The 14,071-nt window shown below is 67.1% G+C and carries 14 protein-coding genes and 1 pseudogene; 6 read left to right on the forward strand and 9 right to left on the reverse strand.

Translation table 11 applies throughout. The annotated features are described in order from the left end of the window. Positions 1 to 527 (reverse strand): annotated as a pseudogene (locus OS124_RS24230) (nicotinate-nucleotide--dimethylbenzimidazole phosphoribosyltransferase); the annotation flags it as partial. A gap of 77 nt (positions 528 to 604) precedes the next feature. Here OS124_RS24230 and OS124_RS0109595 point away from each other — a divergent pair. After that, positions 605 to 1,342 carry an adenosylcobinamide-GDP ribazoletransferase gene (locus tag OS124_RS0109595; RefSeq protein ID WP_010139341.1) on the forward strand — a complete coding sequence of 246 codons (738 nt, stop codon included), beginning with the start codon at positions 605 to 607 and terminating at the stop codon, positions 1,340 to 1,342. 77 nt (positions 1,343 to 1,419) lie between these two features. On the opposite strand, the gene OS124_RS0109600 is transcribed toward OS124_RS0109595, so the two are convergent. From OS124_RS0109600 to OS124_RS0109620, 5 genes are all read right to left on the reverse strand, one after another. Then, complete coding sequence (locus OS124_RS0109600) at positions 1,420 to 1,929, reverse strand: CarD family transcriptional regulator (protein WP_010139342.1); 510 nt, start codon at positions 1,927 to 1,929, stop codon at positions 1,420 to 1,422. A 221-nt stretch (positions 1,930 to 2,150) separates the two neighbouring features. Then, the gene (fdxA, locus tag OS124_RS0109605; RefSeq protein WP_010139343.1) at positions 2,151 to 2,489 is read right to left on the reverse strand and encodes a ferredoxin FdxA; all 339 of its coding nucleotides are present in this window, start codon (positions 2,487 to 2,489) and stop codon (positions 2,151 to 2,153) included. Between the two features lie 73 nt (positions 2,490 to 2,562). Then, positions 2,563 to 2,913, reverse strand: coding sequence for an RNA-binding S4 domain-containing protein (locus tag OS124_RS0109610; protein WP_010139344.1), 351 nt, complete (start codon positions 2,911 to 2,913; stop codon positions 2,563 to 2,565). 21 nt (positions 2,914 to 2,934) lie between these two features. Then, positions 2,935 to 5,871 carry a helicase-related protein gene (locus OS124_RS0109615; protein ID WP_010139345.1) on the reverse strand — a complete coding sequence of 979 codons (2,937 nt, stop codon included), beginning with the start codon at positions 5,869 to 5,871 and terminating at the stop codon, positions 2,935 to 2,937. A 30-nt stretch (positions 5,872 to 5,901) separates the two neighbouring features. Next, positions 5,902 to 6,489 (reverse strand): tetratricopeptide repeat protein, encoded by a 588-nt coding sequence (locus OS124_RS0109620; protein WP_010139346.1) that lies wholly within the window; start codon positions 6,487 to 6,489, stop codon positions 5,902 to 5,904. A gap of 72 nt (positions 6,490 to 6,561) precedes the next feature. Here OS124_RS0109620 and OS124_RS0109625 point away from each other — a divergent pair, with 72 nt between their 5' ends. From OS124_RS0109625 to OS124_RS0109640, 4 genes are all read left to right on the forward strand, one after another. Beyond that, the gene (locus tag OS124_RS0109625) at positions 6,562 to 6,858 is read left to right on the forward strand and encodes an SCP2 sterol-binding domain-containing protein (RefSeq protein WP_010139347.1); all 297 of its coding nucleotides are present in this window, start codon (positions 6,562 to 6,564) and stop codon (positions 6,856 to 6,858) included. Between the two features lie 59 nt (positions 6,859 to 6,917). Then, positions 6,918 to 7,895, forward strand: a complete 978-nt coding sequence (locus tag OS124_RS24235; RefSeq protein ID WP_010139348.1) for an alpha/beta fold hydrolase — start codon at positions 6,918 to 6,920, stop codon at positions 7,893 to 7,895. Between the two features lie 375 nt (positions 7,896 to 8,270). Next, positions 8,271 to 10,124 (forward strand): M3 family oligoendopeptidase, encoded by a 1,854-nt coding sequence (locus OS124_RS0109635; protein WP_010139350.1) that lies wholly within the window; start codon positions 8,271 to 8,273, stop codon positions 10,122 to 10,124. Position 10,125: 1 nt separating this feature from the next. Next, positions 10,126 to 10,359 (forward strand): hypothetical protein, encoded by a 234-nt coding sequence (locus OS124_RS0109640; protein ID WP_010139351.1) that lies wholly within the window; start codon positions 10,126 to 10,128, stop codon positions 10,357 to 10,359. A 96-nt stretch (positions 10,360 to 10,455) separates the two neighbouring features. On the opposite strand, the gene OS124_RS0109645 is transcribed toward OS124_RS0109640, so the two are convergent. From OS124_RS0109645 to OS124_RS0109655, 3 genes are all read right to left on the reverse strand, one after another. Further along, a complete protein-coding gene (locus OS124_RS0109645) occupies positions 10,456 to 11,421 on the reverse strand; it encodes a Gfo/Idh/MocA family protein (RefSeq protein WP_010139353.1) in 966 nt (321 codons plus the stop codon). A 111-nt stretch (positions 11,422 to 11,532) separates the two neighbouring features. Then, positions 11,533 to 12,429, reverse strand: a complete 897-nt coding sequence (gene rpoH / locus OS124_RS0109650) for an RNA polymerase sigma factor RpoH (protein WP_010139354.1) — start codon at positions 12,427 to 12,429, stop codon at positions 11,533 to 11,535. A 257-nt stretch (positions 12,430 to 12,686) separates the two neighbouring features. After that, a complete protein-coding gene (locus OS124_RS0109655; RefSeq protein ID WP_010139355.1) occupies positions 12,687 to 13,739 on the reverse strand; it encodes an RluA family pseudouridine synthase in 1,053 nt (350 codons plus the stop codon). Between OS124_RS0109655 and OS124_RS0109660 the strand changes: the two genes are divergently transcribed. After that, positions 13,738 to 14,058 carry a DUF6476 family protein gene (locus OS124_RS0109660; protein WP_010139356.1) on the forward strand — a complete coding sequence of 107 codons (321 nt, stop codon included), beginning with the start codon at positions 13,738 to 13,740 and terminating at the stop codon, positions 14,056 to 14,058. The two genes, OS124_RS0109655 and OS124_RS0109660, sit on opposite strands and share 2 nt — an antisense overlap. The last annotated feature ends 13 nt before the right edge of the window (positions 14,059 to 14,071 follow it).

Consider the following 14,071-nt stretch of genomic DNA (forward strand, 5'->3'; position numbering starts at 1 on the left):
TGGCGGCGGCGGAGGTGGTGTTGCCGATCCCCCATCTCTCCCGGTCACCAGGCAGGGTCGGCCCCGGGGTCGACGGCCTCCCAGCCGGCGGTGAGGGCGGCGGCGAGATCCGCATCGCTCAGCGCCGGGGCCTCGCAGAAATCGGCGGTCGGGCGGTCGAGCTCAAGCGCCACGACATCCATGCGGGCCCCGGCCGCGCGGGCGAGCTGGTTCACCGCCGCGCCGCCGGCCTGGAAGTTGGCGACCATCTGTACCGTCACCTCGGGTGGGAAGGCCGAGATACCGCGCGCCGTGACACCGTGGTTGCCGGCGAAGACCACCACCTGCGGCGCAGAGATCCGGGGCCGGGCATCGCCGCGCCAGCCCGCGTACCACAGCGCCAGCTCTTCCAGCCGGCCAAGCGCCCCCGGCGGCTTGGTCAGCGCGCCATTGCGCGCCTCGGCCGCGCTGCGGGCAGCCCCATCCGGAGCCGGGGCGGTTGCCAGCTGCTGGCGGAGGAATTCGGGGGTGATCGGGGACTTGGTCATCTGAGGTCCATTGCAATTCGCCTGTGCGCATTGTCTAACCTCCGGGTCCCCCCTCTGGCAAACCCGGAGCCCCCCCGATGACCGCGCGCCTTCTGTGGAATGACCTGCTTTCGGCCCTGGGGCTGCTCAGCCGTCTGCCCCTGCCCGCTCACCGGTTCCGCGGCGCCGAGGCCGCCTGGGCCTATCCGCTGGCCGGGCTGGTGCTGGGCGCAATGTCCTGCCTTGCCGGGCTGCTGGCCCTCGGCCTCTCGCTGCCGCCGGCCGCCGCCGCGCTGATCTGCCTCGGCACCGCCGTGGCGCTGACCGGCGCCCTGCACGAGGACGGCCTGGCCGATGTGGCGGATGGCTTCTGGGGCGGCAGCACGCCCGAGCGGCGGCTGGAGATCATGAAGGACAGTCACCTCGGCAGTTACGGGGTCATCGCCCTCGTGCTCGGCCTGCTGGCGCGCTTCGCGGCTCTGACGGCGCTTTTCGCGGTGCCCGGCGGCCCCTGGGCGGTGATCGCCGCCGCGGTGCTGTCGCGCGCCGTAATGCCGGTGCTGATGGCCACCCTGCCCTTCGCCCGCCCCGACGGGCTGGCCCGCTCGGTCGGCTATCCGCCCATGGGCACGGCGATGGCGGCGGCGCTGATCGGCATCGCCTTCGCCTACCTCGGGCTGGGCTGGAAAGGCAGCTCTGCCGTTCTTTGCCTGGCCCTGGTGACCCTTGGGCTCGCCCGGCTGGGCCAGGCCAAGATCGGCGGCCAGAGCGGCGACCTGCTGGGCGCTGGCCAGCAACTGGCCGAGATCACCGTGCTCTTCGTCGCCATCGCCTGAAGCCTGCCGAACGAAAAAAGCCGCCCCGGGGGACGGCTCTTTCGCGGAACGGGTCCGGTCAGATCAGGCGACACACCTCAGGCGGCGCGGCTCACCAGGACCTCGTCGACTTGCTTGGCGGCGGCCACTTCGTCACCGCCGGCAACGGCAGCCACTTCGCGGGTCAGACGCTCGAGCGCGGCTTCATACAGCTGACGCTCGGAATAGGACTGCTCGCGTTGGTCATCGCTGCGGTGCAGGTCACGCACCACTTCGGCGATGGCGATCAGGTCGCCGGAGTTGATCTTCTGTTCATACTCCTGGGCGCGACGCGACCACATGGCGCGCTTCACCTTGGCCTTGCCCTTCAGGGTCTTCATCGCCTGGCTCACCACGTCGGGGGTCGAGAGGCTGCGCATCCCGATCTCGGTCGCCTTGTTGGTAGGCACGCGCAGGGTCATCTTGTCCTTCTCGAAGGAGATGACGAAGAGTTCCAGCGGAATGCCGGCAATCTCCTGGCTTTCGATCGACACGATCTGTCCGACGCCATGAGCCGGATAGACAACATAGTCGTTGGGGCGGAACTCGGATTTCTTGGTCTTGGTCATAGAGCTTCTTCCTCACATACCCACGCGCGAGAGGGCACGAAAACGTCTGGCGCCGACGGTGCGGCACCAAACGCGCGATTGCATCTCTTCAGATCGGGAACCCGCAGTCGGCAGCGTCCGGGGTTCTGGCAGGGGCGGTCATCTTCATGTGTAAAGACAACGTATAACACAGAATCACCCGCAAAAGAAGGGTGTGACGCCAGATCGGACGCGAGAGGGCTTCAGCCGCCCTCGCCGGGCGCTTCCGAGAAGTACTTCTCGAGCTTGCCGGTCTCGCCGTCACGTTCCTCGTGGCCCGGCATCGGCTCTTTCTTGGTGATGATCACCGGCCAGAGCTCGGCATATTTCCTGTTGAATTCAACCCATTGATCCATGTCCGGCTCGGTGTCCGGGCGGATCGCATCAGCCGGGCACTCGGGTTCGCAGACGCCGCAGTCGATGCATTCGTCGGGATGGATCACCAGGGTGTTCTCGCCTTCGTAGAAGCAATCCACCGGGCACACTTCGACGCAGTCGGTGTACTTGCAGGCGATACAATTGTCGGTGACGACGTAGGTCATGGCTTACTCTCGGAGAACGATCAGGGGCCTAGCTAGACCAGCAGTTGGAATCATTCAAGCGGCGGCAGGCAGATCAGGGGCGATCAAGGTCGAGTTTCCTGCGGTCGCGCTTGGTGGGACGAGAATTGCCCTCGATCCGGGCAATCGGCGGAACGGGTTTCTCCTGGGTTTCGGGGGGCGAAAGTTCCTCGTAGAGCGCCTGCGCCTCGGGCGCGGGGCCGCGCCGGGTGCCAAGCGCGAGGATCTTCACCACCCGGATCAGCCGCCCCTGCGGAAAGGTCAGCACGTCGCCCGGCCCGACCGCATGAGAGGCCTTGGAGGCCCGGTTGGAGTTCACCCTGAGATGCCCGCCGGTGACGCAGGCTGCGGCGAGGCTGCGGCTCTTGAAGAACCGCGCCTGCCACAGCCACTTGTCGGCGCGCATGCGGGCAGAGGCTTCCAGGGATCACTCCTTGGTCTTGAGACCCATGAGCGCGGCGGCGAAGGGGTTGTCCGGGTCGATCCGGTCCTTCTTGCGCGGCGGAGCGGCCTCGAAGGTCTTGGCCTTGTTGCCGCCGCCCTTGCGGTCACCCTTGGGCTTGCCGCCCTTGCGATCGCCGCGCGGACGCTCACCGCCCTTGGCCCCCCGGCCCTGGCGGTCGCCCTGCGGACGCTCGCCGCGCGGCTGGTCGCCACGGTCGCCACCACGATCCCCACCACGGGCACGGCCACGCTGGCCGTCGCGGTTCTGACGTGCGCCACGACCGGCCCAGGTGAAGGTGAAGAAGACCTCCTGCTCGGCCTCGGCATCGGCCGCCTCGGCGGAAGCTTCTGCCGGGGCCTCGGCCACCGGCTCGGCAGCCTCGGACGGGGTCTCCGCCGCGGGTTCTGCCGGGGCTTCGGCAGCCGGCTCGGCTGCTGCCTCTGCAGGGGCTTCCGCCTCGGCTGCGGCTTCGGCGGCAGGCGTCTCGGTAGAGGCGTCAGCGTCGGCAGTGGCCTCGGCGGCAGGCGCTTCGGGCCCGGGCTTGACCTTCAGCCGCTCGCCCTTCTCGGCCTTGTAGCCAAGCCCCTGCATCAGGTCGGCGAACTGCTCAAGCGTCATGCCGGTGATCGAGAGCATGTCGGCCTTGGCCTCGAAGCCCGCGCGGCTGTCTTCGCTGCGCAGCATGTCGGCGAGGCGCTCCAGCATGTCGATGCGGATCGCACGGTCACCGGCGGCGCGATAGCCGGCCATGGCGAAATAGCCCTGTGGCAGGTCCTTTTCGGCGGGCACGGTCACCAGGCCCGGAGGCGGCGCCTCGGGGAATTCCTGCAGGTTCTTCTGCAGCGACCAGAGCACCAGGCGCAGACGGGTCGGCGCGGGCTTCAGCAGCAGGGGCATGAAGATCGTGTACTGGCCGAAGCGGATGCCGTGCTTGCGCAGCACGCCACGGGCTTCCTGATCCAGCTGCTTGACCTCGTCGGCCACCTCACCACGCGGCAGGATGCCGAGGCTCTCGACCATGCGGAAACCGAAGCCCCGCGCCAGGCCCGAGAGCGTCTCGTCGCGCTGCAGGTTCATCAGCGGCTCGAAGAGCGCGGCCACCTTGCGGTCGATGAAATGCTGCAGGCGGCGCTGCACCTTCTGCGCGACATCGGGGCCTGCCTCGTCATCGACGAAGGCCACGACCTGAGGCTTCATCGGCTCGGACCCTGCGGCCAGCCTGCCGACCGCCTGGTCACCCCACATCAGACCACCCTGTTCGGTGAAGTCGATCTCGGTATCCGGCGCGTTGTAGAAACGGTCCGCCCGCAGGTTGAAATGCGGCATCAGGGCCTGGAAGCTGGCCTGGCGGAGGGTCTTGGCCTCCTGCCCTTCGGCTTCCTTGTCCTGCCGGAAGCGGAAGCCTTCCAGACGGCCCACGAATTCGCCTTCGACGGTCACTTCGCCGGTATCACTCACTTCGGCCAAGAGGGCCTCCTTCTGCTTGAGCCGCCGCATCAGAACACTGGTACGCCGGTCCACAAATCTCTGGGTCAGACGCGCGTGCAGCGCATCCGACAAGCGGTCTTCTACCGCGCGAGTTGCGTCGCGCCAATGACTTTCGTCGTCCACCCAGCCATTGCGCTGCGCGACATAGGTCCACGTGCGGATGAAGGACAGCCGCTTGGAGAGCGTGTCGATGTCGCCCTCGGTCCGGTCGATGCGCCGGACCTGCGCCGCCAGCCAGTCGTCGGGCACCCGCCCGCTTTCATGCAGGAAGCCATAGATCCGGGTCAGCAGCCCCGCATGTTCGGCATGGCTGATGCCGCGGAAATCGGGAATCCGGCAGACATCCCAGAGCAGCCGCATCGAAGCGGTTGAGGTCGCCCGCGCCCGCACCTCGGCGTCCGAGGCCATGGACTTCAGCGCGATCAGGTCATCGGCCTCCCGCGCGCGCAGCAGGCGTTCGTCCTGGGGAGCCACTTCCAGCGAGGCGATCAGCGGATCGATTCCCGCGAAGTTGAGCTGCGGGTTGCGCCACTGCAGCTTGCGCACCGGGGCGAAGCGATGCTCCATGATCGCCTCGGCCAGTTCGGGCGGGAGGCTGCCCGCCTCGCCCGTCACCCCGAAGGTGCCGTCCGACATGCCGCGGCCCGCGCGCCCCGCGATCTGGCCCATTTCATGGGGGAAAAGCTCTCTCATCCGGCGGCCGTCGAACTTCGACAGGCCCGAGAAGGCCACGTGGCGCACATCGAGGTTCAGCCCCATGCCGATGGCATCGGTGGCCACCAGGAAGTCGACGTCGCCGTTCTGGTACAACTCGACCTGGGCGTTGCGGGTGCGGGGGGAAAGTGCCCCCATCACCACCGCCGCGCCGCCCTTCTGGCGGCGGATCAGCTCTGCCATGGCGTAGATGTTGTCGACCGAGAACCCGACGACCGCCGAGCGCGTCGGCAGGCGAGAGACCTTCTTGCCCCCCGCATAGGTCAGCTGCGACATCCGCTCGCGGTGGATGAACTGGGCCTCGGGCAGCAGGTCGGCGATGACCCCGCGCATGGAATGAGAGCCGAGGAAAATGGTATCGACCAGCCCCCGTGCCCGCAGCAGCCGGTCGGTGAAGACATGGCCGCGCTCGGGATCGGCGCAGAGCTGGATCTCGTCCACGGCAAGGAAATCGCAGCCCATGCCCTCGGGCATGGCCTCGACCGTGCAGACCCAGTACTTGGTCCGCGGCGGCACGATGCGCTCTTCGCCGGTGACCAGCGCCACCACCGAAGGGCCACGCGCGGCGACGATTCGGTCATAGACCTCGCGCGCCAGAAGGCGCAGCGGCAGACCGATGATGCCAGTGCGGTGACCAAGCATCCGCTCGATCGCATAGTGGGTCTTGCCGGTATTGGTCGGCCCGAGGACCGCGGTGATCCTGCCCTTTGGGGACATTGCCTGTCCTCTCCGTCTCAGCGTTCGGGATCAGATATCGCTGCCGGAGACCCGAGATACAAGCCGCTGCCGGCCTTCAGCAGCCGCTTCATGGGCCGGATAGAGATCGAGGATGGCATCGTAGCCCGCGAAGGCGGCGTCGATACGGCCGGTTTCCTCCATCACCAGGGCCAGCCCGTAGGCGGCCTGGAAGTTCAGCGGATTGAGCGCCAGCGCCTGTTCCAGGTCGGCCTGGGCCAGGCCCAGTTCCTCCATTCGGAAGAAGACCATGGCCCGCAGATGCCAGGCCTCGGCGAAATCGGGTGCATGGTCGATCAGGGCCGAGAAATGGCCGACCGCCTCATCGTACTCCTCACGCTCCATCGCGTCGCGGCCCTTGCGCAGCAGCAGGTCCATCGAGGACGAGCCCGAGCTGGACCAGATCAGCTGCAACTCGCGCACGATCTGTCGTGCCTCTTCCGGCTCGGCCTCGGCAAGGGCGGAAACCAGCGGAGCAGCGCGGTCGTCGCCGGCAGAGGTGACCGAATCGTCGGCCCGCCCTAGACTGGGGACCAGCAGGAATGACGCTGCGGCAAAAACAGCGAAGACCGATTTGAGATGTCGATTGAAAGCGCTCATGACGCTTATAAGTGTAGCGCGAGAAAGCGGGTTTGAGACCCCCTGATCATTTAAAATTGAAGGAAGCGCGACATGAGCGACGTGATCACTGCAGCGGTAGCGGCCCTGAACGACAAGCTTTCCGGCGAAGATGTCGATTTCACTGCGAAATTCGTCATCGAGGACGAGGGCGAGATCCTCGTTGACGGCACCGGCGCCCGGGCGGCCGAAGGCGGTGAAGAGGCGGATGTGACCCTCAGCGCCGACCAGGAGACTTTCCAGGACATGCTTTCGGGCGATCTTAACCCGACATCGGCTTTCATGACCGGCAAGCTCAGCGTCGACGGCGACATGGGCACCGCGATGAAGCTGGGCGCGCTCCTGGGCTGAGGGCCCGCGGGGCCAGGACGACTGCACCGTCACCCCGACGGTGTCCGGAGGATTAAGACGTGACGACTCATTCAGAACCCGCCCCGCTCTTTTCCGAACATGCCGACGGTCCGGCGGGCGGCTATGCCCGCTGGATCACCGCCGCCGACGGCGTGCGGCTGCGGCTGGTGCACTGGCCGCTGGAGGGGGCGAAGGGCACCGTGCTGCTCTTCCCGGGCCGCACCGAATACGCCGAGAAATACGGCCGTGCCGCGGTGGACCTCGCCGCCCGCGGCTTTGCCACGCTGACCGTCGACTGGCGCGGCCAGGGGCTGGCGGACCGGGTGGCGGGGGATCCCGCGCTTGGTCACGTGGCGCGTTTCTCGGACTACCAGCTGGATGTCGCCGCGCTGACCGCCGCCCTGCCGGAGCTGGGCGTCGAGGGGCCGCTGTTCCTTCTGGCCCATTCCATGGGCGGCTGCATCGGGTTGCGCGCCCTGCACGCGGGGCTGGACGTGCGCGCCGCCGCCTTCACCGCGCCGATGTGGGGCATCGAACTGCCCGCGATCCTGCGACCGATCGCCTGGATGCTGTCGAGCGCCTCGCATTATCTCGGCATGGCCGAGGTGCTTTCACCCGGCACCAAGTCCGAGACCTACGTGCTCTTCGAACCCTTCGAGGCCAACAAGCTGACCACCGACGCGGCGATGTACGACTACATGCGCCGCCAGGCCCAGGCCCATCCCGATCTGATGATCGGCGGTCCGACGATGAAATGGCTGAACGAGGCCCTCCGCGAGATGCTGAGGCTGGCCCGCATGCCCTCTCCCGCCGTGCCCTGCCTGACGTTCCTCGGCACGGCCGAGACGATCGTCTCGCCACAGCGCATCCGTGACCGCATGGCCGCCTGGCCCGGCGGCAAGCTCGAGCTGGTCGAGGGCGCGCGCCACGAGGTCATGATGGAGGGCGACGAGGTCCGACGCCGCACATTCGACGCCTGCGCCGCGCATTTCGAGGCCCATCTGACCGATACGGACGGCAATCGCGCCAGCGCCTGACCATGGGGGCCGGCCTGCGGCGCCGGCTCTCGGGGGGCCATCCCGCCTTGCCAAAGCGCGACGCGCATCGCTCCAAGACCATGCCGGGCGCCGACGGCCCGCGCCGCCCACCCCGCTGATCCTCCAGCCGACACCTTGCGGGGTACCCTCCACCCCGGCGGATCGCGCCGGCGTCTCTGAAGGACAGGCGCCGCGCCCTCGACCTGGCACCCGGCGGCGACTGCCGCCGCGCCCGAGGGGGCTCGATGCCCCCGAGGGCGCCGCCCGGGCAAATGTGGGCCCATCACCCCGACCTTCGGCCCTGAGGCCATGGGCGACCTTGCCCCCCGCCGCCCCGGGACCTATGTCTGAAGTCCCGAAATACCTGGAGGTCTCATGCGCGCCCTGCCCTTTGCCGCCCCGTTCCAATCCGGCCATCCCCTGCCCCGCGACGCCAATGCGCCGGCGGCCCAGGGCGACAGCCCGTTCGGCAAGCTGCCCGAGTGGGACCTGAGCGACCTCTATTCCGCCCCCGATGCCACCGAGCTGAAGCGCGACCTGGACTGGCTGGAAGAGGCTTGCGCCCGCTTCGCAACCGACTTCGAGGGCAAGCTGTCCGGGCTGGATGCCGAAGGGTTCCTGGACTGCGTGCTGCGCAACGAGAAGATCCAGGCCATCTCGGGCCGCATCATGTCTTATGCGGGCCTGCGCTACTACCAGCTGACCACTGCCGGCGAGCGGGTCAAGTTCATGTCCGACATGCAGGACAAGCTGACCAATTTCACCACGCCGCTGGTCTTCTTCACGCTGGAAATCAACCGCCTGCCCGACGACCACCTCGACGGCCTCTTCGCCGAGAACGCCGAGCTGGCGCGCTACAAGCCCGTCTTCGACCGCATCCGCGCGATGAAGGACTACCAGCTTTCCGATGAGCTGGAGAAGTTCCTGCACGACCTCGGCGTGGTCGGCGACGCCTGGGAAAAGCTCTTTGACGAGACCATCGCGGGCCTGACCTTCGTCGTCGACGGCGAAGAGCTGGGCATCGAGGCCACCCTGACCCTGCTGACCGACCACGACCGCGCCAAGCGCGAGGCCGCCGCCCGCGAACTGGCCAACGTGCTGAACGACAACATCCGCACCTTCGCCCGGGTCCACAACACGACCGCCAAGGAGAAGGAGGTTATCGACCGCTGGCGCGGCATGCCGACCGCCCAGACCGGCCGTCACCTGTCCAACCACGTCGAGCCCGAGGTGGTCGAAGCCCTGCGCAATGCCGTGGTCGCAGCCTACCCGCGCCTGTCGCATCGCTACTACGAGCTGAAGCGCAAGTGGCTGGGCCTCGAGCGCATGCAGGTCTGGGACCGCAACGCGCCCCTGCCCACCGAAGAGCCCAAGCTGGTCAACTGGGACGAGGCCGAGGCCACGGTTATGGAGGCCTATGCAGGCTTCTCGCCGAAGATGGCCGAGATCGCCAAACCCTTCTTCACCGATGGCTGGATCGACGCGGGCGTGAAGCCCGGCAAGGCGCCGGGCGCCTTCGCCCACCCCACCGTCACCGAGGTCCACCCCTACGTGATGCTGAACTACCTCGGCAAACCGCGCGACGTGATGACCCTGGCCCATGAGCTGGGTCATGGCGTCCACCAGGTGCTGGCCGCGGGCCAGGGCGAGATGCTCTCTTCGACCCCGCTGACCCTGGCTGAAACCGCTTCCGTCTTCGGCGAGATGCTGACCTTCCGCGCCATGCTCGCCAAGGCCGAGACCAAGGAGCAGAAGAAGACCCTGCTGGCCGGCAAGGTCGAGGACATGATCAACACGGTCGTCCGCCAGATCGCCTTCTACGACTTCGAGTGCAAGCTGCACGAGGCGCGCCGCGGCGGAGAGCTGACGCCCGAGGACATCAACGCGCTCTGGATGTCGGTGCAGGCCGAAAGCCTTGGCCCGGCGTTTGACTTCATGGAGGGCTACGAGACCTACTGGGCCTATATTCCCCACTTCGTCCACTCGCCCTTCTATGTCTACGCCTACGCCTTCGGCGACGGGCTGGTGAACGCGCTCTACGCGGTCTACGAAGAGGCCCCCGAGGGCTTCCAGGACAAGTACTTCGACATGCTGAAGGCCGGCGGCTCGAAGCACCACAAGGAGCTTCTGGCCCCCTTCGGCCTCGACGCCTCCGACCCCGCCTTCTGGGACAAGGGCCTGAGCATGATCGAAGGCTTCATCGACGAGCTGGAGGCGATGGAGGACTGACATGTCCCGGCGCCCGCGCCAATCCTTCAAGAACCGTTTGCGGCGGGCCCTGGTCAGGGTCCGCCGTTTTCTTCCGCCCGGTACGCGCCTGCCCATGGGCCTTCTGCTGATGGCCGGCGGGGTGCTGGGCTTCCTGCCCATCCTGGGGTTCTGGATGCTGCCGCTCGGGGTGGTGGTCGTCGCGCTGGACGTGGTGCCGTTCTGGCGCTGGCTCCGGAAATCGCGCAAGCCCTGAGCCTGCGCCCGCCCGCCGGGGCCGCGGCTTTCGGGCCCGGCGCACCTCCGTTCCGGCCAGGGCGCAGGCGGCGGCCCACCCCGCAGCCCCCGGGACCTACCCGGCGCTCAGCGCCTGGTCGATCATCGCTTGCGTTCCGCGTGCCGCTTCCAGCGGCCAGGGCCAACTGGCCTCGCCACGCATCGCGGCACCGAAGGCCTCGACCTGCAGGATGTACTGGTCAAAGCGCGGAAAACGCTCCAGCCGCTCTTCGCCCGCACGGTTGATGCGCAGTTCCGCCTGGGAGAAATGCAGCGCGTTGAAGGGACAGCTTACCACGATGCTGCCCCGGGTGCCGTGGAACTGCACCTCCTGCCGCCCCATCATTCGGGTCGAGACCAGCGAATGCAGATCGAAACCGTCGAATTCAAAGACATTGGCCGCGAGCGTATCGACCCCGTTGCGCAGCTCCATCCGCGCGTCCTTCATCGCCACGGGCTCCTGGCCGGTGGCAAAGCGCGTGGCGCCGAAGGTATAGACCCCGATGTCACGCAGCCCTCCGCCGCCGGTCTCGGGCTTGTTGCGGATATTGCCCATGTCGGAATTCTCGTAGGTGAACAGGGCGTTGACCTGCAGAAGCTCTCCGATCTCGCCGGCGGCCAGCAGCGCCTTCACACGCTGCCACTGCGGATGATGCACGATCATGAAGGCCTCAGAGGCCAGCAGGCCCGACGCATCCCGCGCGGCAATCAGCCTGTCGAAATCGGCCTCCTGCATGGCAATCGGCTTCTCGCAAAGCACATGCTTGCCGGCCTCCAGCGCCTTGATCGTCCATTCCACGTGGATGTGGTTCGGCAGCGGAATATAGACCGCGTCGATCTCGGGATCGGCCAGCAGCGCCTCGTAGCTGGCGTGATAGCGGATGCCCGGCGCGAAGGCGCGGAACGGGGCGATCTTCTCTTCCGAGGACGAGGCAACAGCGCGGATCTCGGTCCCTTTCGCGGCATGGATCGCGGGCCCCATCACGTTGATGGCAAAGTTTGCGGCACCGAGGATGCCCCAGCGGACAGGTTCATGGCTCATGTCTGGTATCTCCCTTTGCCTCGACCATACAGCGCCGAGCGCAAAGGAGAACCCGCCCAAACGGGCGGGTTTGCAAAGCTTTGCCCAACTGGGTTTGCAAAGTGCCGCGGATCAGGCCCGGCCCAGCATCCCCTTCTCGGCCGCAAGATCACGCATCCGCCCCTGCAGCTTCTCGAAGGCCCGCACTTCAATCTGACGGATCCGCTCGCGGCTGACGTCATACTTGGCCGAGAGGTCTTCCAGCGTCACCGTCTCTTCGCTCAGGCGGCGCTGCGTCAGGATGTCCTTCTCGCGGTCGTTCAGCACATCCATGGCCTCGGCCAGCAGGGCGCGGCGGGCATCCAGCTCGTCCCGCGCCTCGTAGTCGCCGGCCTGGTCGGCATCCTCGTCCTCAAGCCAGTCCTGCCACTGCATGGTGCTGTCCGCATCCGAACCGACAGTGGCGTTCAGCGAGGCATCCGACCCCGCCATGCGGCGGTTCATCGAGGTGACCTCTTCTTCGGTCACACCCAGGTCATTGGCGATCTGCTTGACGTGTTCGGGGCGCAAATCGCCCTCTTCCAGCGCGCCGATGCGGGCCTTGGCCTTGCGCAGGTTGAAGAACAGCTTCTTCTGCGCCGAGGTGGTGCCCAGTTTCACCAGGCTCCAGGATCGCAGGATGTATTCCTGGATCGACGCGCGGATCCACCACATGGCATAGGTCGCCAGGCGGAAGCCCTTCTCGGGGTCGAAGCGCTTGACCGCCTGCATCAGGCCGACATTGGCCTCGGAGATCACCTCGGCCTGGGGCAGGCCGTAGCCGCGATAGCCCATGGCGATCTTTGCAGCGAGGCGCAGGTGGCTGGTCACCAGCTGGTGCGCGGACTGGGTGTCCTGATCCTCGACCCAACGCTTGGCCAGCATGTACTCCTGCTCGGGCTCCAGCATCGGGAACTTGCGGATCTCCTGCATGTAGCGGTTCAGCCCCCCTTCGGGAGTTGGCGCCGGCAAGTTTTTGTAATTACTCAACTCTCTGTCCTTCCGAGGTTTCTTCCACGGTATGTAAACGACCTTAACATCAAGATAGGGACGCCTGACGGGTCGTTCAACCGAGGCTTTCGTCAAAGACTAACGTCTGGTGAAGATTTTCCGTCGGGAAAGCGCCGCAGATTTCAGGCTTTCACGGCTCTTTGTTCTGACGTCAGAATGACATCGCACAACCTATCAGCGCAATAGCTGTCTCCGTGCGCATACGCACACCTATGCGGTCGGCAGGGCACGTGACATCAGCTCTGCGGCAGGGCGTCAAGCAGGGCCTGCATGTCGGCAGGCAGCGGCGCCTCGAAACGCAGCAGCTCTCCGCTGACCGGATGCGCGACCCCCAGCAAGGCGGCATGCAGTGCCTGGCGCGGGAAGGCATCGACCGCCACTGCCCCGACAGCCCCAAGCGCCTTGACCGAGGCCTTGCGGCGACCGCCATAGGTCGGATCGCCGACCAGCGCATGACCGGCATGGGCCATGTGGACGCGGATCTGGTGGGTGCGTCCGGTCTCCAGCCGGCATTCCACCAGCGCCAGCGACGGCGGCGTGCCGTAGCGCTGCAACAGCCGGGCCCGCGTCACCGCATGTCGGCCCTGGTCGAAATAGACCGCCTGCTTCTGCCGATCACTGCGATGCCGGCCCAGCTGGGTCTGCAGCTTCAGCACCCCGCCGCCCTCGAAGGAGGCCCCGCGCACGCCACGCAGACGCGGATCGGCCGGGTCGGGCACACCGTGACACAGCGCCAGGTAGGCGCGCTCGGCAGTATGTTTCTCGAACTGCGCCGCCAGGGCGTGGTGGGCCCGGTCGGACTTGGCAACCACCAGCAGGCCCGAGGTCTCCTTGTCGATCCGATGCACGATGCCTGGGCGCTTCTCGCCGCCGATCCCCGAGAGGCTGTCGCCGCAATGCGCCAGCAGCGCATTGACCAGGGTGCCGCCGGGGCTACCGGGCGCCGGGTGCACCACCATGCCGGCCGGCTTGTTGACGATCACCATCTCGGCGTCCTCGAAGACGATATCCAGCGCGATCTCCTCGGCCCGGGTCTCGACCTCGACGGCCTCGGGCAGGACGATGGTGATCTCGTCGCCTTCGGCCACGCGGGCCTTGGGATCGTCCAGCACCTCGCCGCCGCGTCGTACCTGGCCCTCGGCGATCAGCCGCGCCAGCCTGGTGCGCGACAGGGCGGCCGCCTCTGGCACATCACGCGAAAGCGCCTTATCAAGTCGGGCGGGCGGATCGGCTTCGATGCGCACCACAAGGACCTGACCAGAGGACATCTCGGTGGTGGAACGGGACATGACGCGCGACCTTCCTGCGGAGCCGGTGGCAGAACCGGCCAACCTGCGGCTGCTGCGCCGGCTGGTGACCCTGCTGCTGGTGGTGATGATCCTGGGGCTGATAACCCTGGTCGGCCTGATTGTCATCCGTTTTGCGCGCCCGCCGGCGCCTGCCCTGCCCGCAGAGATCTCCCTGCCCGAAGGCGCGCGGGCCGAAGCCGTCACGCAAGGCCGTGGCTGGTACGCCGTCGTCACCACTGACCAGCGCCTGCTGATCTTCGACGCCACCGGCTCCCTGCGCCAGGAAATCCCGGTGGATATCGCCCCGACCACAGATTGACCGAGCGCGATAT

The sequence above is a fragment of the Oceanicola sp. S124 genome, assembly GCF_000220565.1.
Taxonomy (GTDB): Bacteria; Pseudomonadota; Alphaproteobacteria; order Rhodobacterales; family Rhodobacteraceae; genus Pseudooceanicola.